Origin of the sequence: Halorubellus salinus, from assembly GCF_020567525.1 — an archaeon.
In the GTDB taxonomy this organism is placed as follows: domain Archaea; phylum Halobacteriota; class Halobacteria; order Halobacteriales; family Natrialbaceae; genus Halorubellus; species Halorubellus salinus.
Window position 1 is genome coordinate 79,132 of record NZ_JAJCVI010000005.1, and the last position, 19,009, is coordinate 98,140.

At 70.6% G+C, this 19,009-nt stretch carries 22 protein-coding genes; 13 read left to right on the forward strand and 9 right to left on the reverse strand.

What is annotated here, in order from left to right; genetic code table 11:
* Positions 1-12: 12 nt before the first annotated feature.
* The 4 genes from LI336_RS14580 to LI336_RS14595 form a co-directional block, all read right to left on the reverse strand.
* On the reverse strand, positions 13-1,158 hold the full coding sequence (locus tag LI336_RS14580; protein WP_227133871.1) for a DUF7118 family protein: 1,146 nt from the start codon (positions 1,156-1,158) through the stop codon (positions 13-15).
* Positions 1,151-1,522, reverse strand: a complete 372-nt coding sequence (gene hisI, locus LI336_RS14585; RefSeq protein ID WP_227133872.1) for a phosphoribosyl-AMP cyclohydrolase — start codon at positions 1,520-1,522, stop codon at positions 1,151-1,153. The genes LI336_RS14580 and hisI overlap by 8 nt, the downstream gene beginning before the upstream one ends.
* 108 nt (positions 1,523-1,630) lie before the next feature.
* On the reverse strand, positions 1,631-2,020 hold the full coding sequence (gene fer / locus LI336_RS14590; protein ID WP_227133873.1) for a ferredoxin Fer: 390 nt from the start codon (positions 2,018-2,020) through the stop codon (positions 1,631-1,633).
* Between the two features lie 135 nt (positions 2,021-2,155).
* Positions 2,156-3,301, reverse strand: coding sequence for an inorganic phosphate transporter (locus LI336_RS14595; protein WP_227133874.1), 1,146 nt, complete (start codon positions 3,299-3,301; stop codon positions 2,156-2,158).
* Between the two features lie 124 nt (positions 3,302-3,425).
* On the opposite strand from LI336_RS14595, the gene hisA reads away from it, so the two are divergent.
* A complete protein-coding gene (gene hisA, locus LI336_RS14600; protein ID WP_227133875.1) occupies positions 3,426-4,160 on the forward strand; it encodes a 1-(5-phosphoribosyl)-5-[(5-phosphoribosylamino)methylideneamino]imidazole-4-carboxamide isomerase in 735 nt (244 codons plus the stop codon).
* A gap of 216 nt (positions 4,161-4,376) precedes the next feature.
* On the opposite strand, the gene LI336_RS14605 is transcribed toward hisA, so the two are convergent.
* Positions 4,377-4,640 (reverse strand): DUF8028 family protein, encoded by a 264-nt coding sequence (locus tag LI336_RS14605; RefSeq protein WP_227133876.1) that lies wholly within the window; start codon positions 4,638-4,640, stop codon positions 4,377-4,379.
* Positions 4,641-5,059: 419 nt separating this feature from the next.
* On the opposite strand from LI336_RS14605, the gene hisB reads away from it, so the two are divergent.
* The 6 genes from hisB to LI336_RS14635 all read left to right on the forward strand — a co-directional run bounded on the left by hisB (position 5,060) and on the right by LI336_RS14635 (position 10,488).
* Positions 5,060-5,647: an imidazoleglycerol-phosphate dehydratase HisB gene (gene hisB, locus LI336_RS14610; protein ID WP_227133877.1), complete on the forward strand. Its 588-nt coding sequence runs from the start codon at positions 5,060-5,062 to the stop codon at positions 5,645-5,647.
* Positions 5,648-5,740: 93 nt separating this feature from the next.
* Complete coding sequence (locus LI336_RS14615; RefSeq protein WP_227133878.1) at positions 5,741-6,226, forward strand: DUF3592 domain-containing protein; 486 nt, start codon at positions 5,741-5,743, stop codon at positions 6,224-6,226.
* A gap of 268 nt (positions 6,227-6,494) precedes the next feature.
* The gene (trpY, locus tag LI336_RS14620) at positions 6,495-6,998 is read left to right on the forward strand and encodes a TrpY family transcription regulator (protein WP_227133879.1); all 504 of its coding nucleotides are present in this window, start codon (positions 6,495-6,497) and stop codon (positions 6,996-6,998) included.
* Between the two features lie 88 nt (positions 6,999-7,086).
* Entirely contained in the window at positions 7,087-7,629 is a 543-nt protein-coding gene (locus LI336_RS14625; RefSeq protein ID WP_227133880.1) for a hypothetical protein, read from the forward strand.
* Complete coding sequence (locus tag LI336_RS14630; RefSeq protein WP_227133881.1) at positions 7,626-8,231, forward strand: IMPACT family protein; 606 nt, start codon at positions 7,626-7,628, stop codon at positions 8,229-8,231. Before LI336_RS14625 ends, LI336_RS14630 begins: the two co-directional genes overlap by 4 nt.
* A 94-nt stretch (positions 8,232-8,325) precedes the next feature.
* A complete protein-coding gene (locus LI336_RS14635; RefSeq protein ID WP_227133882.1) occupies positions 8,326-10,488 on the forward strand; it encodes a S9 family peptidase in 2,163 nt (720 codons plus the stop codon).
* Between the two features lie 58 nt (positions 10,489-10,546).
* Here LI336_RS14635 and LI336_RS14640 read toward each other — a convergent pair whose 3' ends face one another.
* Positions 10,547-10,948: a hypothetical protein gene (locus tag LI336_RS14640; RefSeq protein WP_227133884.1), complete on the reverse strand. Its 402-nt coding sequence runs from the start codon at positions 10,946-10,948 to the stop codon at positions 10,547-10,549.
* A gap of 131 nt (positions 10,949-11,079) precedes the next feature.
* Between LI336_RS14640 and LI336_RS14645 the strand changes: the two genes are divergently transcribed.
* The 4 genes from LI336_RS14645 (at position 11,080) to LI336_RS14660 (ending at position 14,656) form a co-directional block, all read left to right on the forward strand.
* Positions 11,080-11,661, forward strand: coding sequence for a magnesium transporter (locus LI336_RS14645; protein WP_227133885.1), 582 nt, complete (start codon positions 11,080-11,082; stop codon positions 11,659-11,661).
* Positions 11,662-12,225, forward strand: a complete 564-nt coding sequence (locus tag LI336_RS14650) for a magnesium transporter (RefSeq protein WP_227133886.1) — start codon at positions 11,662-11,664, stop codon at positions 12,223-12,225.
* Positions 12,226-12,350: 125 nt separating this feature from the next.
* Positions 12,351-13,406 (forward strand): hypothetical protein, encoded by a 1,056-nt coding sequence (locus LI336_RS14655; RefSeq protein WP_227133887.1) that lies wholly within the window; start codon positions 12,351-12,353, stop codon positions 13,404-13,406.
* 98 nt (positions 13,407-13,504) lie between these two features.
* On the forward strand, positions 13,505-14,656 hold the full coding sequence (locus tag LI336_RS14660) for a nucleoside recognition protein (RefSeq protein WP_227133889.1): 1,152 nt from the start codon (positions 13,505-13,507) through the stop codon (positions 14,654-14,656).
* Positions 14,657-14,685: 29 nt separating this feature from the next.
* On the opposite strand, the gene LI336_RS14665 is transcribed toward LI336_RS14660, so the two are convergent.
* Entirely contained in the window at positions 14,686-15,630 is a 945-nt protein-coding gene (locus LI336_RS14665; protein WP_227133890.1) for a CBS domain-containing protein, read from the reverse strand.
* Between the two features lie 48 nt (positions 15,631-15,678).
* On the opposite strand from LI336_RS14665, the gene LI336_RS14670 reads away from it, so the two are divergent.
* Positions 15,679-16,791 (forward strand): molybdopterin-dependent oxidoreductase, encoded by a 1,113-nt coding sequence (locus tag LI336_RS14670; protein ID WP_227133891.1) that lies wholly within the window; start codon positions 15,679-15,681, stop codon positions 16,789-16,791.
* A gap of 30 nt (positions 16,792-16,821) precedes the next feature.
* Here the strand turns inward: LI336_RS14670 and LI336_RS14675 are convergent, their stop codons facing one another.
* A complete protein-coding gene (locus tag LI336_RS14675) occupies positions 16,822-17,484 on the reverse strand; it encodes an HAD family hydrolase (RefSeq protein WP_227133892.1) in 663 nt (220 codons plus the stop codon).
* A gap of 96 nt (positions 17,485-17,580) precedes the next feature.
* A complete protein-coding gene (locus tag LI336_RS14680) occupies positions 17,581-18,021 on the reverse strand; it encodes a MaoC family dehydratase (RefSeq protein WP_227133893.1) in 441 nt (146 codons plus the stop codon).
* Positions 18,022-18,270: 249 nt separating this feature from the next.
* Between LI336_RS14680 and LI336_RS14685 the strand changes: the two genes are divergently transcribed.
* On the forward strand, positions 18,271-18,999 hold the full coding sequence (locus LI336_RS14685) for a hypothetical protein (protein WP_227133894.1): 729 nt from the start codon (positions 18,271-18,273) through the stop codon (positions 18,997-18,999).
* Positions 19,000-19,009 lie beyond the last annotated feature (10 nt).

Below are 19,009 nucleotides of genomic sequence, written 5' to 3' on the forward strand. Positions count from 1 at the left end.
GAAGCAGTTCCTTCAGGCGAGGTCCTCGGTCTCGTCGAGAGCTGTCTCGAGGGCCGCTGCCTCGTCCTCGAGCGCGTCCCGTTCGTCGGCGACCGCACCGGACGCCAGCTTCTCGCGTTCGTTCGCACCGAGTTCCTCGAGTGCGACCGCCGCCGTCCGCAATCGCTCGTAGTCGTCGCGCCACGCGAGCTCGCGGACCGACTGGAGCGTCGCCGCGACGTCCTCGTCAGCGAACCCCGGGACGACAGACAGCAGCTCGCGAGTGACGTACTGGAGGACCTCCGCCGCCGGCGGCGGCCACCCGATCGTGAACCCGGCGCCGTCGAGCCGGTCGAGGTACGTGCGGCGCGTCCCCACCACCGACCGGAGCGTGCTCGGGTCGTCGACGTAGTGCTCGAGCTTCGACTGCGAGTAGTCCGCGTACTCGAGCAGCTCCGGGATCGTGTGCTCGTCGCCCGCGTTCGCGACGTACTCGCGGAGCGCCGTCGGTGGAGCGTCGACGTCGACGAGCGGGTACGCCGCGGCGTCCGCGAGCACGTCGAACACCTCGCCCGCAGGCGCTTCCCGGCGGAACGACGCGAACGCGTCCGTGACCGCGTCGTCGTACGTCTCGATGGGGTCCCGGAGGACATCGACGGGCGCGTCGAGGTCGGCGTTCCCGAGTTCCAGCAATCGCTCGCGCGCCTCGATGCCGTCCTCGACCGCGTCGAACCGGTCGGTCGCGCGCCGTCGCGCGTCCGCGAACGCCTCGCGCGCCGACGACAACCGCTCGCGGACCGACGCCAACTCGCGCGCCGGCTCCAGCGCGTCGCGCGCCGCCGCGAAGTCCGACTCGCTCAACCGCCGCTTCTCCACGCACTCCAGGGCGTCCTCGAACGCCCCGCGCTCCGGGAGGTCGTCGTCGAGCCCCTCGACGAGCGTCGCGAACTCCTCCTGGAACCGGACGTACGACTCGAAGTCGCCCGTCCCCGTCGCCGACTCCTCGTAGCTGTTCAGCTTCCGGTCCGCGTCCCGGAGCGCCGACGCGACCGTCTCCAGACGCTCGCGTCCCCCGTGGTCGTCGACCGCCTCGCGTGCCGCGCGGAACTCCGCGGCAGCGTCCCGGAGCGCGGCCGCCGCACCCGAATCGGCCGGGTCGACCGTCTCGCGCTCAGTCATCGTAGACCTCGTCCGGGTCGAACGCGCGCTCGCCGACGACCTCGCCGTCGACCGTCCGGTGGAAGCACGACTCGTAGCCCGTGTGGCACGCGCCGCCCTCCTGCTCGACGACGTACAGCAAGGCGTCCGCGTCGCAGTCGACGCGCACCTCCTCGACGCGCTGGACGTGCCCGCTCGAACCGCCCTTCTGCCAGAGCTCGTCCCGCGACCGCGAATGATAGTGCGCGAGGCCCGTCTCCCGGGTCGCCGCGAGCGCCTCCGCGTCGACGTACGCGAGCATCAACACCTCGCCCGAATCGGCGTCCTGCGCGACCGCTGGCACCAGGCCATCCTCCCCGAAGTCGATATCGACGCCGTCACTCATGACCCAGACTGGCCGCGGACGCGGCATGGGTCTTTCCCTCGCGACCGCCAGCCGAAGGCGACGCTGTAGCTACCCGGCGAGCAAGTCAGAGAGAAGGGAGTGACCCTTTCAGATGACGCGGTTCTGGAGGTAGTCGAGGTGCTTTGCGTTGTAGACGATCTTGACCTCGTCCGCAGCGGGGCTGCCGATACAGGTCAGCCGCACCATCTTCTCTTCGACCTCCTCGTCGCTGAGGATCTGCTGCATGTCCATGTCGATCTCGCCCTCCTTGACGATGGCTGCGCAGTTCGCACAGGCACCCGCGCGGCACGAGAACGGCCAGTCGTAGCCCTGGGCCTCGGCGGCCTCGAGGATGTATTCGCCCTGATTGACTTCGAGGGACCCGTAGTCCTCTCCGTCGAGACCGGCGTCTCCGGCCTTCTCGAAGAGGTCGTCGTCGTCCATGTCCCAGCCGTTGTCGTCGAGCACTTCGTAATTGAGGTATTCTACCGTGGGCATCAACGAGACTGTTCGCGTTCGCGCCCCTAAGACCTTGCTGTTTGCGAAATCACGAAAGACCATTGAGAACTCGGCGTTCGGGGCGTCGAGACGCGCGTCCCCGGACGTGCCGCGGATTTGATGCCCGTCGACCGGTCAGAGCAGGTCGACGGTCGAGAACAGCGCGTAGCTCGCGCCCGCGGAGATGCTTGGCGTGGCAACCCAGAGCATGATGACGCGGCCGGTCGCTCGCGGGTCGAACAGGTCGCTGGCGTTCAACTCGTCGGGTTCCTCCTCGCCGATGGGTGCGACGTCCTTCCCCGGTTCGTCCGCGTTCAGCGCACTCATCGCCACGCCCGCTTCGGCGGGTTCCTCGTCGGGGTCCTCGATGCCCTGGCCCTCGACGGCCTTCGTCGCCGCCTCCGAGATGGTGGTGGTGCGCGTCGCGCGCCCCCAGCCGAGGCCGACGATGCTCATCGTCGCGGACACCGCGAGGCTCGCGGGGATACCGATGAACGAGAGGAACGTGATGAGGCTCGCGCTCACGACCTCGACGATGAGCGACGCGAGCAGCGGGAGGTCCGTGAGGTCGTTCCCGACGGTGTCGAGCGTCCGGCGTGCGATGGTGAACGCGCCGAGCGCGATGGCGCCGCCCGCGAGGAACACGCCGTTGTTCGCCGACAGCTCGTTCGCGCCGACGAGCGGCGCGACGGCGTTCGCGACGTTGCTCGCGCCCGCCGAGTACGCCATGTAGCAGCCGATGGCGATGACGAGGAACTGCCCGATCCGTTCGGCGGTGTCGCTCGACTCGCCGGTGCCGAGCGGGAACGACGACGCGAGGTACGGATAGAGGTAGCGCCCGATCATCGCGCACACCCAGAACGCGAGGATGGGGGCGACGAACCACCACGTGACGATCTCGCCCATCTTCTCGAGGTCGAGTTCGCCGATGGCGGCGCCCATGCCGGCGATGGCGCCGACGGCGGTCATCGACGTCGACGCGGGCACGCCGAAGAGGTTCGAGATGAGGAGCGCGAACCCGACGAAGAACAGGATGGCGACGCTCGCCGCGAGCGTGAACGAGACGTTCACGATGCCGTCGGACATCGTCGTGATGACCTCGCGTCCGGCGGTCCAGCCGCCGATGAGCGCGAACGCACTCATCAGCGCCGCCGCACCAGTTTTCCCGATGGTGTCGCTCCCGACGGCGGGCCCGAACGCCACGCCCGTCGACGATCCGCCGATGTTGAACCCGACGAAGACGGCGACCGCGATACCGACGAGTAGCAACAGGGCAACCATTCGTCACCCCGTTCCAACCGGCCCCTGGTAGGACTTCCGGTCGCTGCCAGCGTCGGTACTCGACCTCGTGGTCGACGGCGTGGATTCCGGTGGGTTCTTGCGCGCCGCCGTCGGTCCCCCGCGTATGCAACCGTTCCCGGAGTTCGAGGTCGTTCCCGCGGTCGACGTCCAGGACGGCGAGGTCGTCCAGCTCGTCCAGGGCGAGCGAGGCACCGAGAAGACGTACGGCGACCCCGTCGACGCCGCTCGACGGTGGGTGGATGCGGGCGCGGAGACGCTGCATCTCGTGGACCTCGACGGGGCGTTCGAGGGCGAGCGCGCGAACGCGGCGGCGGTCGAGCGCGTCGTGAACGCGGTCGACGTCCCCGTCCAGCTCGGCGGCGGCATCCGGACCGCTGCGGACGCACGCGACCTCCTCGACCGCGGCGTCGACCGCGTCATCCTCGGGACCGCCGCCGTCCAGACGCCCGAGATCGTCGCGGAGATAAGCGAGACGCATCCCGATTCGGTCGTCGTGAGCCTGGACGCGAAGGACGGCGAGGTCGTCGTCGAGGGGTGGACGGAGTCGACGGGCCTGGACCCGGCCGAGGCGGCGACGCGGTACGCGGACCTGGGTGCGTGCGCCATCCTGTTCACGGACGTGGACGTCGAGGGACGCCTGGAGGGCGTCGCGACCGAGCCGGTGCGCGCGCTCGCCGACGCGGTCGACCTCCCCGTCGTCGCGAGCGGTGGCGTCGCCACCGTCGACGACGTCCTCGCGCTCCGCGACGCGGGCGCGGCGGCGACGGTGGTCGGGAGCGCGCTCTACGAGGGTCGGTTCTCGCTCGCCGACGCGCGGGACGCGCTCGGCGACGAGTAGCGAGCACGCGAGCGTGAACGGAGAAGTGGCGCGTGAAGGGGCGAGGAGAGGCCAGCGGCTGCGTGTTCGTTGGGAAGGTGGAGGAAGGGGATGTCCACGACCACTCGTCCAACCCGGTCGGGGACCGTGGGGGCGCGCACCGCGTTGGTGTGGGAGTCCGGTGCGCGCGCGGGTCGTGCGATGCCAGGGGAGTCGTCCGCTTCGCCCGTCGGGTGCCTACTCGCCGGGGTGGTGTCCGTGCCCGGCCGCGAGCGCGAGGACGTGCAGGCCGAGCAGGAGGGCGAACGTGGTGGTCTGCGAGACGGTCTCGAGCCCGGAGACCAGCAGGGGCACGTACGCGAGGGGGAGCGCGAGTGCCGCGTAGAAGCTGGTCGCGCGGACGGGCTTGAGGATCGTCTCGAGGCCGAGTCGAGAGCGCAGGTCGGTCGCTGAGGGGTCGGTCGCGGAGGGGTCGGGCGTGGAGGGAGTGGTCGTGGACATGTTGGACACCTTGTCGGCACTTACGCCTATATTCCATACCATAATAAACTGGGTCGAGGGTTCGGTTGAATTCGCGACGTTTCACCCGCGTTTCGTCATTTTACCGACTGGCCGTAACGCTTCGAGAGCGCTTTAGACGTTTTACGGCCGTTTCTGGAACGATACGATAGCAACTGAGAACCAAACGTATAATGTGAACTTTTCCTGATGCGTCCGGGGTAAGCTGGGGTTTCTGCGGGCGTCGAGTTGCTCGCGCGCACCGACCGCGGTCCAGCGCGCGCGACACCCCGTCGACGTCACACGCACCACCCCGTCAGGTCGCGGAGGCGTCGCGAGCGGCCTGCGAGCTGTGAGCTAGAAAGCCCTGATAGCTGCTGTGCCCCGCCAGTGCTATGAGTCCGCCCTTCCAAGCGCGAGGTATGACCGACCGAACCGCCGCCGTCACCCGAACGACGGCGGAGACGGACGTGGAGGTGACCGTCGCCATCGACGGCGACGGCGACAGCGAGATCGACACCGGCATCGGATTCCTCGACCACATGCTCGCGTCGTTCGCGAAACACGGGCTGTTCGACGTGACGGTGCGCTGCGACGGCGACCTGGAGGTCGACGACCACCACACCGTCGAGGACGTCGCCATCACGCTCGGGTCGGCGTTCGCGGACGCGCTCGACGACAAGCGCGGCATCCGCCGGTTCGCCGACCGCAAGGTCCCGCTCGACGAGGCGGTCGCGGGCGTCGTCGTCGACGTCTCCGGCCGGCCGCTGTTCGAGTTCGACGGCGCGTTCAGCCAGGAGCGCGTCGGCGGCCTGACGAGCCACATGGCCGAGCACTTCCTGCGGTCGTTCGCGATGAACGCCAGGGTCACGCTGCACGCCGAGGTCGACGGCGCGAACGCCCACCACGAGATAGAGGCGTTGTTCAAGGCGCTCGCGAGGACGCTCGACGACGCGACCCGGCTCGACGACCGGCGGAGCGACACCCCGAGCACGAAGGGCGAACTGTAGCGCGAGGGCCGCGGTCGGTCGCGACCGCGTCGACGCGAGGGCGACGCCGTTCCGTGGGGATAGCTTCATCGTGTCGGCACGTCTCCATGCGGCATGGTCGCGAGGTCGCTGGCAGCGGTCGTCCTGATGGTCGTCTTCGGGCTCGTGTTCGCGGGCGTCGGCGGCTACCTCTACGTCGAGGAACGGCGAGCGATCGAGAACAGCGAGCCCGTGGACGCGACGGTCGTCAGCGCCGAGGTCGTGGTCGAGACCGACCGCGACAGCGACGGCGACGTCACGCGTAGCTATCGGCCGGACGTCGTCTACCGGTACGAGGTCGACGGCGAGTCCTACGAGGGCGACAACGTGATTCCGGGGCCGGGGAGCGTCTCGAAGGGCCAGGGGTGGGCGAACCGGGTCGTCGACGAGCACCCGCCGGGTGCGAACGTCACCGCGTACGTCGACCGCGACGACCCGACGACGGCGTTCCTCGTGAAGGAACGCCAGACGCTCTTCCACGCCATCTTCGTCGGCGTCGGTCTCGTCACGTCGCTCGCGGGCGTCGCGTGGCTCGGCCGACTCGTCCTGTTCGCTCGCTGACGGCCCATCCCCTCGCTGCGGCGAGGGGCCATCTGCTCGCTGCGGCGAGGGGCCATCCACTCGCTACGGCGAGGGCTGACCGCGCGCGAACGGCGTTCGTGACAGGTCGTCGAACGAAGACGCCCCCGCCCAGTCGCCGTTCGTTCCCCAGAAATCCTAGCGTAATTTGTATTCTGCGAGCGTTTGCGGCGGTTAGACGCCCGTTCACACGGCCCAGAGGCGGGCGACAACCACAATCATAAATCGTCGGGCGTCGTCGATGCACGTGATGTTCGACGAGATCATGGAGAAGTTCGAGGGGTCGCCGAGCCAGCAGGCGGTCATCCGCCTCCTCCTCGAACGGGGGTTCTCCGTGAACGACGACGGGCGAGTGGTCTCGGGGGGAATCGAGATACCGAACACGGGCATCGCACGCGAGATCGGCGTCGACCGCCGCGTCGTCGACTCCACGACCGACGCCATCCTCGACGACGAGGAACTCAGGCGCATCTTCCAGAACATCTCGCAGGTGCCCAGTCTCATGGACCTCGCGCCCGTGCTCGACCTGACCGTGCTCTCCATCGCGGTCGACGACGCCGACGACGTCGGCATCGTCGCCACCGTCACCGGCCTCCTCGCCGACCACGAGGTCTCCATCCGCCAGACGATCAGCGAGGACCCCGAGTTCACCGACGAACCCAAGCTCCACATCGTCACCGACCACGACCTCCCCGGCGACCTCATCAACGAGCTCCGGGACCTCTCGTTCGTCCGCAAGCTCGAGTTCCAGTGACCGCGCGACGACCCGGTACGGCGTCCCCGGCCTGGCGCGTCCGCGGGCGGACCGACGCGTTGAGGTAGCGCGAACCCCGAGCGTGGGTATGGACGAGAACGTGGATGCGGCGCTGCGCGTGGGCGCGCTCCAGTTGTCGCTCGTCACGGCCGCCATCCACCTCTGGGTCGGCTGGCCGCGGTTGTTCGTCTACGTGCAGGCGGGCACGCCCTTCATCGACCCCCTCCAGATACTGTTCGTGCTGTCCTCGCTCGCGGTGCTCGCGGGCGTCGGCCTCGCCGCGTGGGGGCTGCGTCGGGATTACGTGTACGCGCTCGGCGTCGCCCTCATGCTCTGTTACCTGCTCGGGTGGGTGTTCCTCGGCGGACACCGCACGGGCGGGGCGCTCATCGCGCCGGCGTGGGAGACGACCGCGCACTCGCACGGGACCGCGGTCGCGACGCTGTTCGAGCACCTGGTCGCGGACTGGCTCCTGCTCGTGAGCAAGGTCGTCGAGGCGACTGCGCTCGTCGTCCTGCTCGCGCTCCTGTACGGCGAACGAACGACCGACGACGACCCGACCACCGAGAGTCGAACCGACGACCCGACCGCTGAGAATCGGAACGACGACCCGACGGGAACGGACCCGTGACCGACGACGCGTACGACACCGTCGACGGCCGCGGCGAGGCGGCGTTCGAGGTGCAGGGCTCGGAGTTCATCGGGCACGCCCGGCCCGTCGACACCGTCGCGGACGCGGAGGCGTTCGTCGACGAGGTACGGCGCGAGTACCCGGACGCGACGCACAACGTCCCCGCGTACCGCGTGCGCGCCGACCCGCTGCGGGAGTACTCGAGCGACGACGGCGAACCCACGGGGAGCGCGGGCAAGCCGATGTTGAACGTCCTCCAGATGCGCGAGCTGGAGAACGTCGCGGTCGTCGTCACGCGCTACTACGGCGGGACGAACCTCGGCGTCGGCGGGCTCGCGCGCTCGTACTCGCAGGCCGTGAAGGACGCCGTCGACGACGCGGGCGTCGTCGAGGAACGCCCCCACGAGCGCGTCCGGGTGGTCGTCGACTACGACGACTCCGGGACGGTCCGCGGTATCGTCGAGAGCGCGGGCGTCGAGTTCGACGCCGAGTACGGCGAGCGCGTCCGCATCGACGCGCGCGTCCCCGTCGAGGACGCCCCGGGGTTACGGGACCGCCTGCGGTCGGCGACGAGCGGGCGCGTCGAGTTCGACGACGACTGAGCGCGGCGGCGCGTCGGTTCGCGTGTCGGTGCGGGCGTTCTCGCGCGGTACCGGAGCCCGAATCCCCTTGGGGGTGCGTTTCGTTCGGCGAGGCATGAAGACTGTCGACGCCGAGGACTACCTGGAGCTGGCGACGCCGAGCGACCCGCGCGTGTCGCCCGACGGCGACGCCGTCGCGTTCGTCCGACGGACGGCGCGCGTGGACGAGGGCGAGACCGATAGCGGCGAGCGCGACGAGTCGGAGGACGGGGGATCGGACGACGACACGTTCGACGCGACCGACGTCGAGGACGTCGAGGCGTCCGTGTACGTCGTCGACCTCGGTGGCGAGGAACCCCGTCGGTTCACGGCGGCGGCGGGCGTGGACGCGTGTCCGCGGTGGAGTCCGAGCGGGGACCGCATCGCGTTCGCGACCGACCGCGGCGAGGACCGCGCGCCCGACGTCTGGGTGCTCCCGGTCGACGGCGGCGAGGCGCGCCGGGTGACGAGCGTGCCGGGTGGCGTGTCCGCGCTCGCGTGGGGGCCGGAGGGGAACCGGATCGCGTTCCTGCAGTCGACGACGGCGGGCGAGCGCGAGCGCGGCGACGACCTCGACGTGGCCGAGGACTATGAACGCGAGGAGCCGGACCCGCGCGTGATCGACCGCACCGTCTACCGGGCCGCGCAGTCGTACACGGACGGGACGCGCTCGCACGTCTACGTCGCGGCCCTCGACCGCGACGACGCGGTGACGCGGGTCACCGACGGCGACGTCGACCACACCGCGCCGGCGTGGGGCGCCGAGGGCGCGCTCTACTTCGGGGCGCGCGACCCCGCGGACGGGGATGCGGACCCCGACGACACGACCGAGTTCGCGCTCCGGCGTCGCGACCCCGACGGCGACGTGGAGACGCTCGTCCGCGACACCTCGTGGGCGCCCCGCGTCGCGGTCGCCGACGACGGCCGCGTCGCGTACGCGTCCACGCCCGAGGAACGCGGAACGCTCCGGCAGGCCGACGTGCACGTCTACGACCCGGAGACGGGCGACGTGCGCGTGCCGACCGCGGGAATGGACCGTACGGTCGCGGGCGACGGCCCCGTCCAGTTCGGGCCCGGCGACGAGTCCGTGTACGTGCTGACGCCGGAGACGGGGAGCGTCGTCGTGCGTCGCGTCCCGGTCGCCCCTGCGGGAGCCGACGCACCGCCGGACGAGGACGTGACCGTGGTCGTCGGCGAGGACGCCCACTGCAGCGGGTTCGACGCGAGCGCGGACGTCCTCGCGTTCACCGCGAGCGAGTGGGACCACCCCGGCGACGTCTTCGCCGCGACGCCCCGTGGCGCGGAGGAGGCGCGGCTCTCGACGCTCAACCGGGCGTACCTCGACGAGCGCGCGGTCGTCCAGCCCGAGGCGTTGTCGTTCCCGGCGGGCGACGCGAGCGCGCTCCGGTCGGGGAGCGAGGCGGCCGACGCCGCAGGCGAGCCCGTGGACGTGGAGCGCGTCGATGACGCGACCGTCCAGGGCTGGCTGTTCACGCCTCCGGAACTCGGCCCCGAGGAGTCAGCGCCGCTCGTCGTCGAGGTCCACGGCGGCCCGCACGCCACGTGGACGGGGTCGGGGACGATGTGGCACGAGTTCCAGACGCTCGCCGCCGCCGGGTTCTGCGTGTTCGCGTGCAATCCCCGCGGCTCCACGGGGTACGGCGAGGCGTTCCAGGCCGCCATCGAGTGCGACTGGGGCGCGGTCACCGGCGCGGACGTCCTCGCGGGCGTCGACCACGTCACCGAGCGCGACGCCGTCGACGACGACGAGCTGTTCCTCGCCGGCGGCTCGTTCGGCGGGTACATGACCGCGTGGCTGCTCGCGCACACCGACCGGTTCGACGCGGGCGCCCCCCAGCGCGGCGTCTACGACCTCGTGTCGTTCTACGGGTCGACCGACGCCGCGTACAAGCTCGTCGAGGACGACTTCGGGGAGACGCCGTGGACCGACCCCGCGTTCCTCTCCGAGCACTCGCCCGCCATGCACGCCGACGCCATCGACGCGCCGACGCTCGTCCTCCACGCCGAGGCCGACTACCGCGTCCCCATCGGCGGCGCGGAACTCCTCTACCGCGGCCTCCGCAAGCACGGCACGCCGACCCGACTCGTCCGCTACCCCCGGGAGGGCCACGAGCTGTCGCGCTCGGGCGAACCCGGGCACGTCGTCGACCGCATCGCGCGCATCCGCGACTGGTTCCGCGGGTACTCGACGGCGTTCGAGTTCGACGAACCGCTGTAAGCAGCTTCGTCGAGGCTGCTCGACCGACCGTTGAAACGTCTCGTCGAGGCGTCTCGCCCTACCGGAGGACGTCGAGGACGACGAGGTTCGCGCCGCCGACCGCGACGAGGACCCCGAGCGTTCCGACCGTGACGGTGAAGCCGCCGACCGCGACGAGTGCGATACCGCTCCCGGCGGCGAGCACGACGAGCCCGACCGCGAGCGTGCCGTGTCCGAGCGCGCGCAGCCCCTGGCCGCGAACGCTCGCCTTCCCACCCGCGGCGACCGCGGCGAGTGCGAGCAACAGGAACGTCACCGCGAGCGCGGACACCGACCCGCCGGGGACCGCGACCGCGGTCGATCCGTCGAGCCAGAGCGCGAACGCGACCGACGCGCTCACGAGCGACCCAACCTCAGCCGCCAACCAGCCAGCGCCGGCGACGTCGCGGTCGTCGTCGCTCGCGGTCGCAGTGTCAGTCATCGTGCGTTCCTCGGGACGCACGCTCGGAATACCTGTCGCTTCCGACGCGACCCGGTCGGCTCCCGACCACCGGGGCTCGGACGTTCGCCGCCTGGGGAAGGGTCAAGGCCCGGGAGTGAGTCGCGTCGCGTATGACAGTCCGCGAGGTCGCCGCGAGCGCGTATCGGGAGGCGCTGCCGGCGCTCGCCGCGAGCGTCGTCGGCGGCCTGTTCGCGGGCGCGGTGCTGGGTGGGATGCGCGCGGAACTCGGCGACATCTCCGGCCTCCTCGTGCTCGTGCCCGCGTTGCTCGCGACGCGCGGGAACGTCTACGGGAGCCTCGGCGCGCGCCTCGCCACCGGCCTCCATCAGGGCTTGCTCGAACCGAAGATCGACCTCGACGACGACCGGCTCCGCGGCGCCATCGCGGCTGCGCTCGCCAACGGCGTGCTCGTGTCCGTGCTCGCCGCGATAGCGACGTACGCCGCCCTCACCGCACTCGGCTCGAACCCCGCGAGCCTCCTCGCGCTCGTCCTCATCGCGCTCCTCGCCGGCATCATGTCGGGCATCGCGCTCACGGTCGCGGTCGTCTCCGTCGTCATCGTCGGGTTCCGGCGCGGGCTCGACCCCGACACGTTCGTCGGCCCCGTCGTGACGACGACCGGGGACTTCGTCGGGCTCGCCGTCCTCCTGCTCGCCACGCGAATCGTCGCCGCGGCCCTCGGAGGGATATAGATGCCAGAGCACTGGACGGTGCGCGCCATCACGCGCGCCACCCTCCCGCTGCTCGTCGTGCTCTCCATGGTCGAACTCGGGAGCGGGCTCGTCCTCGGGAGCGTCGAGGACACCCTGCTCGCGTCCCCGTCGCTGCTCGTGCTCGTCCCCGTCACCATCGGGACCGCCGGGAACCTCGGGAGCGTCCTCGCCGCGCGCCTCTCCACCGCCGTCCACCTCGGCACCGTCAGCTTCGAGGCCGACGACGACGCGCTCGTCGGGAACGCCGTCGCGACGTTCGCGCTCGCCGCGAGCGTCTTCCCCGCCGTCGGCGCCGGCGCGTGGGTCACGGCCGAGCTCGTCGCCGGGAGCACGCGCCTCTCGCCGCTCCGCGTCGTCCTCGTCGCGACCGTCGCCGGCGTCGCGCTCGCCGTCCTCGCGGTCGCCGTCACGCTCGTCGCCACGTACGTCGCGTACGTCCGCGGCCTCGACCCGGACGACGTCGTCATCCCCGTCGTGACGAACGCCTGCGACGTCCTCGGCGTCCTCGTCCTCGTCGGCGTCGCCGCCGTCCTCGCCCCGTGAGAGACCCACACGACCACGATACGTCCTCGCGGATTCGGCCGCGTGAACGGTCGTGAACGGTTCGGATAGTCTGAACCTACCGAAACTGCCAACGCGTTCAAGAGGCCGTAGATGCAGGAGACGGTATGGAACGACGAGACATGCTCGGCACGATGACGGCGCTCGGCTTGGGCGCCATCGCGGGCTGTTCGAGCTCGCCGACGTCCGGGGGCGACGGCGGCGACGGCGACGGCGGTGAGTCGGGTGGTGGCTCCGGCGGCGGGTCCGGCGACGGGGCCGGTGGGTCCGGCGACGAGAGCGACGCGACGACGAGCGACGAGAACGACGCGGAGCTGTACATCGCGCAAGCGGTGAGTACGCTGAACGCGGTTGCGCTCCGCCTGAACAAGGTCAAGGACGACCTCGACTCGCCCGACGAGGTCGACCTCGACCAGGAGACGCTCCTGGGTGGCATCGAGGAGGCTCGCGGCCAGCTCGACACGGCGAGCGAGACCGCGACCGAGACCCAGACCAAGCAGATCGCGACCCTCCGGAACCTCGCGACGGTGCTCGCGGAGATGACGCGCGTCGTCGGCATCCTCCTGACTGTCGACGCGAACGCGCTCGCCGAGGACGCGCAGGCGGCGCTCGACGCGGAGAACTACGACGACGCCCTGTCGGTCGTCCGGGACGCGAAAGCGAAGGCGACGACCGCCCAGGAGCGCACGACGACCGCGGAGGACGCGCTCGAGGGCGTGAACGAGGACCGTCTCGCCGCGGTCGACGGCGTGGAGTACGCGAAGGTCGAGGCTGCGGTCACGCAGACCGCGTCCCTCGTCGACACGGTCGACGCGCTCACCAGCGGGTACGAGGCGACCATCCTCGGCGCGAAGGACCTGGAGACCGGGCGCTCGCGGAGCGAATCCAAGGAGTACGAGGCAGCCGAGGAGTCCTTCGGGGAGGCGAAGGCGCACTTCGAGACGGCGGACGCGACGTTCGCCGACTCGGCCGCGAACGCACCGGACGACGTCGCCGCGCGCATCGACGTCGCAGCGTGCCAGAGCACGCACCTCCTGAAGGCCGCGACCGCGTTCGAGAAGAGTGCCGCGGCGGCGAGCGACGGGAACCTCGCCGACGCGAACTCCCACAAGGAGGACGGCGAAGCGCAACTGCAGAAGGTCGACGAGTGCGCGAGCAACTGACGGTACCACCGACCCACCACCTCTCGCCGACACCGTCGACGCCGTCGTCGCGCGCGGACATCGAGACGACTTTACTCGCGCCGTGCTGACGTCCACGCGTGAGCGACGCGTCCATCCTCGACGTCGTCCTCGGGCAGGTGCTCCCGCGAGTCCTCACCGTCACCGCGCTCATCGCGGTCGGCGTGACGCTCGCGAACCTCGCCGTCGAGTTCGGCGTCGTCGACCGCGTTCGCGGATTCGCCGAACCACTCACCGAGCAGGCGAACCTCCCCGCAGAAGCCGGCGTCGCCGTCGTCACCACCGCCGCCTCCCCGACTGCGGGCTACGGGATGCTCGCCACCCTGCGCGACTCGGGGACGCTCGACGACCGCGCGACGCTCGTCGCCGTCACCATCAACACGTTCTTCGGGTTCGTCCAGCACATCTTCACGTTCTACGTCCCCGTCCTGATACCGATCCTCGGCCTCGAGGTCGGCCTCATGTACGTCGGCGCGCGCGCCGCCATCAGCCTCGCCATCACCCTCACCGGCGTCCTCGCCGGCGCACTCTTCCTCTCGCCCGCGAACGTCGACCCGGACGCCACGCCCGCCGACCTCGCCAGCGACGACGCGCGAAGCGACGGCGGCCACCCAGCCAGCGACGACACCCTCGACGAAGCGACCGATTCCACCGACGAAGCGACCGATTCCACCGACGAAGCGACCGGTTCCACCGACGAAGCGACCGGTTCCACCGACGAAGCGACCGGTTCCACCGACGAAGCGACCGATTCCACCGACGAGGAACCCGCGTCGCTCCGCGAGCGCGCGAGCGAGGCGTTCGACTCGACGAAGTCCACGCTCCGCCGGGTCGTCCCGCGACTCCTCGTCGTCTACTCGCTCGTGCTCGTCGTCGTCGAACGCTACCCGGCGGTGTTCGACGCCGTCACCGGCCTCGCCGACCCCCTCACGAGCCTGCTCGGGCTCCCCGGGGCCGCCGCCGGCGTCGTCGCCGTGTTCGCCGTCGACACCACCAGCGGCGCGTTCTTCATCGCGCCGCTCGTCGGCCCCGACGGCCCCTTCACGCCCAGGACCGCAGTCGCGACGATGCTCGTCGGCGGCATCGTCTCCTTCGCCGTCTCCACGTTCAAGCGCTCCATCCCCTTCCAGTACGGCATCTGGGGCGCGAGCTTCGGGTCGAAGGTCGTCGCACTCAACACCGCGCTCAAGGTCGTGTTCATCGGTATCGCGCTCGCCGTGCTGCTCGTCTGACGGTGACTCGCCCCACGCCTCGCCCGATGCTACCGCTCGGGGATGTCGTCGACGAGCACGGTGCTCCCGCCCTCCAGTAGCGTCTCGCCGTCGCCGTTGTGCACCTGGACGTCGAGCCGATACTTGTCGTCGCCGAGGTCGTCGACGACCCGGCACGTCGCCATGCAGCGCTCGCCGAGGTCGACCGGAGCGAGGTACGAGCAGTCCTGACTGAGGTAGACGATGGCGCCAGGCATCCGCGCGAGCGCCGCGGACACGAGCCCGAGCGTGAGGACGCCGTGCGCGATGCGACGCCCGAACCGCGTGCCTTCGGCGAACGCGTCGTCGAGGTGCAGGCGGTTCGTGTCGCCGGTCGCGTGCGCGAACTCCTCGACGTCGCTCTCCGTCACCGGTTTCGAGAACCGCGCGACGTTCCCGACCGCGATACCGTCGCCGCCGTCCCACTCGAACGCCCAGTCGTTCTCCTCGTACGCCGTGTCCACGCGCCCGGGCTTCCGGACGTGCCCCTGGCGGTCGCGGTCGCCGACGCGCGCCGGCTCGGCCGTCCCGCCGGCAGCCCCGGCGTCGTCCGGCGTCCCCGGAACGGCGTGCCGGCGAGCGATCGCCGGCACGTAATCCACGACCGTCGTCGCCGACAGCACGCCCACGACGTCGCCCGCGTCGTCCACGACGACGACCTGTCCGACGTCCGCATCGCCGAGCACCTTCGCTGCGTCCGCGAGGTCGTCGTCGGCGTGCACGGAGAGCGCCGGCGCCGACATCGCGTCCGCCACGGTCCCCTCGGTGTCACCGGCCGCGAACGCGCGCACGACGTCCGACTGCGTGAGGATACCGGCCGCGTCGCCGTTCCCCGCGACGACGAGCGACCCGTACCCCTCGGCGAGCCGCGACGCCGCCGCCGCGAGCGACGCGTCGGGCGAGATCGTCTCCACGGACCGAGTCATCACGTCCGCGACCGAGAGGGCCACGAGCATACACGAGCCTGCGACGGGCACGGTCAAAATCCCCAGGGTGGCACACTCATGCACGTCCAGTCCCTACGAACGGGCGTGTCCCGGTTCTCGACGTGGCTCCCCGCGCGACTCGTCGACGCCGTCCTCCTCGCGGGCGTCGTCGTCGCAGCCAGCACCGGGTTCGCGAGCATCCTCGCCGGCACCGCGAGCGACGCGTGGGTGTTCTGGCTCCACGGCATCGCTGGCGTCGTCCTCGTCGGCGCACTCGCCGCGAAGCTCGCGCGCGTCCGCCACCGGCTCTCCGGGTCCTGGAACTGGACCGTCCGCATCTCGGTGGCGTTGACGGTCGTCGCCGTCCTCGCGCTCGCGACCGGGCTCGCGTGGACGCTCGGCGTCGTCGAACAGGTCGGGCCGTTCACGGGCCTCGTCCTGCACGCGTACGTCGGCATCGCACTCGTCCCCATCTTCCTCGTCCACCTCTACTCGCGGTTCCGGACGCCGACGAAGCAGGACGCGAGCCGGCGGAACGCCCTCAAGCTATCCGCGACGCTCGTCGCCGGCGCGGTCGCGTGGCGACTCACGCGCGTCCTCGGGCCCGCAAGGCGGTTCACGGGGTCGACCGAACGCGGGAGCGACGACGGGAACCGCTTCCCCGTCACGTCGTGGGTCGCCGACGACCCCGACCCCGTCGACGCCGCCGACTGGACGCTCTCGGTCACCGGCCGCGTCGACGAGCGGCTCGACCTCGACGAATCCGTCGTCCTCGGCGACGAGGGACCACGTCCCTCGGGGAGCCGGACGACGTCCGGCGACGCCGTCGCGACGAGCGAGCAGCGCGCGCTCCTGGACTGCACGAGCGGCTGGTACAGCGAACACGACTGGCGGGGCGTCCAGGTCGGCGACCTCCTCGACGCCGCGGACGCAGACCCCGACGCCGACTGGGTTCGGTTCACGTCCGTCACCGGATACCGGTGGAGCCTCCCGCGCGAGGAGGCCGAACGCGCGTTGCTCGCGACGCACGTCGACGACGCCCGGCTCTCGCACGGCCACGGCTACCCGCTCCGACTCGTCGCACCCGGACGTCGCGGGTTCCAGTGGGTGAAGTGGATCGACTCCGTCGAAGTCAGGGACCGCGCCGACCCCGCGCAGTGGGTCGTCACGCTCGTCTCCGGGTTCGACTGACGCCCAATCGCGGTCGCGGTGCCGTCGCGGTCACTCCAGTCGGTCGAGGAGGTCGTCGAACGACGCGAGCGGGTCGCTCCCGGGCGAGTCGCCGCCCGGGGCGTAGTGGATGCCGCGCCACCCGGCCTCGCGAGCGCCCGCGACGTCCGCCTCGTAGGAGTCACCGATCATCACGTACTCGTCGGCCGGCAGGCGCTCCGCGGCGAGCGCGAACGGCGCCGGGTCGGGCTTGTGCGCGCCCGCCTCGTAGGACACCACGCTCGCGTCCACGTACGCGTCGAGGTCGTGCCCGCGGAGCTTCGCCAACTGGAATCCGGGGACGCCGTTCGTGAGCACGCCCACGCCGTACCCGCGGTCGCGCAGTTCCGCGAGCGCGCGCTCGACGCCGGGTGACGGCGCAACGCCAGCGACCTCGCGCTCGCGGAGCGTCTCGACGAGCGCGTCCACGGACGCCACCGCGTCGGCGTAGTCGTGCGCTGCGAGCGCGTGTTCGAACGCCCGCCGATACGGTTCCTCGGCGTGATCGCCGAGTAACTCGAGGAACCGGTCGCTGTAGGTCACCTCGAACGCCTCGTCGCCACCACCGAGCTGGCGTTCGGTCACCTCCCGGAGCACCGTCGCGTACGCCGTCTCGAACGTCAAGAGCGTGTGGTCGAGGTCGAAGAAGACCGCCCGCTCGAACGCGTCACTCATACCGACCGCGACGCCCGCACCCCTCGAAAAACCACCGCCACCACGACACAGCCCCGCACACGCTCGCCACGCCGGACGTCGAACGACCGCACGCGGTCACTCCCGCTTCTCGTACAACACGAGCCCGACGAACGAACACACCTCGCGGTCGTCCTGATTCAACGTCCGCGTCTGCGACCGCACCAACCCCACCCCGGGCTGCCAGTCCTCCTTCGACAACACCTGCGTCTCCACGCGCAACTCGTCGCCCGGGAACACCGGCTGCTTCCACCGCAACTCGTCCACGCCGATCGCACCCATCGCCTTCGTATCCTGCAGCTCGTTCTCCACCAGGAGCCGCATCGTCATCGCGCACGTATGCCACCCCGACGCCACCAACTCGCCGAACATCGACTCCTGAGCCGCCTCCGGGTCCGTGTGGAACGCCTGCGGGTCGTACCGCTCCCCGAACTCGATGATCTCGTCCTCGTCCACCTCGTACGACCCGAACGCGTGCTCCTCACCGACCGTCACGTCCTCGAAGTACCCGTGGTCCATACGCACACGTTCACGCAGTCACGACAAAACGGCTCGGGTCGCGCGCCGTCGCTCGGGCTCGCACGAACCAGCACGTCGAACTCCAGCGAACCGACGAACGCGCCTGGCGGAGGTGGCTCCAGCGCGGCGGCTGACACGGTCGTCCGCCGCCGACCGAGAGGGCAGCATCGCCAGCGAATCGACCAAACCAACACCAACGAGCATCAAGTATACAGCGCCGGTTATCCCCTGAAGGCGCCTGAAGGACCTATGACAACGACCCCGGCCATCGGCGGGAGCGGCCACTTCCCTTCGCGAAGACAGTTCCTCGCAGCCACCACCGGGCTCGGCGTCACGCTCCTCGCCGGCTGCCTCGCCGGGAACGCACCGACCGCGGCGCCGAACCCAACAGCCAACCCCGCGGACCCCGTCGGCGCGCCGGCACCGAACGCCCCCGGTGGCGCGACGGCCGACGGAATCTACGGCGAATACCGGGGACAGACCACCGTCGAGGCACTCCGGAACGGCGAACGCGCGAGCGTCACCTACCCCGTCGCAGTCACCGTCGGAACCCCCAAGCAGTACGGAGGCGTCCGCGAAACGAACCCGTTCCACCTCAGCATCGTCGGGAACACCGCACTCACCGGCTCCAGCATTCCGGAGTACACGTACTCGCTCTGGTCCGCGGGCGTCTACCAGGATCAGGATACCTGGGAGCAATGGTTCGAACAACACTGGGACATCACTGAAACGAACGGCCAGCTCCGCGGGACCCTCACCAACCACGGCGTCCTCCCCGGCGGGTGGATCTGGCTGAACAACACGACGAACATCTCGGCGGTCGGCCCGACCACCATCCCGTACATGTCCGACGTGCACATGGGCGCGTCCCTCGCCGGGACCGTTGGCGGCGGCCGGTTCGACGCGACGATCGACGGACAGACGAACTCGCTCGAAGCGTTCCGCATCACCGTCACCGCCGACCGACCGCGACTGTAGCAACGGAATC

Bases quoted from the DNA above. Each gene is read 5' to 3' on its own strand.
- LI336_RS14625 (WP_227133880.1), top strand. From the start codon at position 7,087: ATGGACGAGAACGTGGATGCGGCGCTGCGCGTGGGCGCGCTCCAGTTG.
- LI336_RS14685 (WP_227133894.1), top strand. From the start codon at position 18,271: ATGACAACGACCCCGGCCATCGGCGGGAGCGGCCACTTCCCTTCGCGA.
- LI336_RS14580 (WP_227133871.1), bottom strand. From the start codon at position 1,158: ATGACTGAGCGCGAGACGGTCGACCCGGCCGATTCGGGTGCGGCGGCC.
- LI336_RS14670 (WP_227133891.1), top strand. From the start codon at position 15,679: ATGCACGTCCAGTCCCTACGAACGGGCGTGTCCCGGTTCTCGACGTGG.
- hisI (WP_227133872.1), bottom strand. From the start codon at position 1,522: ATGAGTGACGGCGTCGATATCGACTTCGGGGAGGATGGCCTGGTGCCA.
- LI336_RS14635 (WP_227133882.1), top strand. From the start codon at position 8,326: ATGAAGACTGTCGACGCCGAGGACTACCTGGAGCTGGCGACGCCGAGC.
- LI336_RS14605 (WP_227133876.1), bottom strand. From the start codon at position 4,640: ATGTCCACGACCACTCCCTCCACGCCCGACCCCTCCGCGACCGACCCC.
- LI336_RS14655 (WP_227133887.1), top strand. From the start codon at position 12,351: ATGGAACGACGAGACATGCTCGGCACGATGACGGCGCTCGGCTTGGGC.
- LI336_RS14645 (WP_227133885.1), top strand. From the start codon at position 11,080: ATGACAGTCCGCGAGGTCGCCGCGAGCGCGTATCGGGAGGCGCTGCCG.
- LI336_RS14665 (WP_227133890.1), bottom strand. From the start codon at position 15,630: ATGCTCGTGGCCCTCTCGGTCGCGGACGTGATGACTCGGTCCGTGGAG.
- hisA (WP_227133875.1), top strand. From the start codon at position 3,426: ATGCAACCGTTCCCGGAGTTCGAGGTCGTTCCCGCGGTCGACGTCCAG.
- trpY (WP_227133879.1), top strand. From the start codon at position 6,495: ATGTTCGACGAGATCATGGAGAAGTTCGAGGGGTCGCCGAGCCAGCAG.
- LI336_RS14595 (WP_227133874.1), bottom strand. From the start codon at position 3,301: ATGGTTGCCCTGTTGCTACTCGTCGGTATCGCGGTCGCCGTCTTCGTC.
- fer (WP_227133873.1), bottom strand. From the start codon at position 2,020: ATGCCCACGGTAGAATACCTCAATTACGAAGTGCTCGACGACAACGGC.
- LI336_RS14675 (WP_227133892.1), bottom strand. From the start codon at position 17,484: ATGAGTGACGCGTTCGAGCGGGCGGTCTTCTTCGACCTCGACCACACG.
- LI336_RS14680 (WP_227133893.1), bottom strand. From the start codon at position 18,021: ATGGACCACGGGTACTTCGAGGACGTGACGGTCGGTGAGGAGCACGCG.
- hisB (WP_227133877.1), top strand. From the start codon at position 5,060: ATGACCGACCGAACCGCCGCCGTCACCCGAACGACGGCGGAGACGGAC.
- LI336_RS14640 (WP_227133884.1), bottom strand. From the start codon at position 10,948: ATGACTGACACTGCGACCGCGAGCGACGACGACCGCGACGTCGCCGGC.
- LI336_RS14650 (WP_227133886.1), top strand. From the start codon at position 11,662: ATGCCAGAGCACTGGACGGTGCGCGCCATCACGCGCGCCACCCTCCCG.
- LI336_RS14615 (WP_227133878.1), top strand. From the start codon at position 5,741: ATGGTCGCGAGGTCGCTGGCAGCGGTCGTCCTGATGGTCGTCTTCGGG.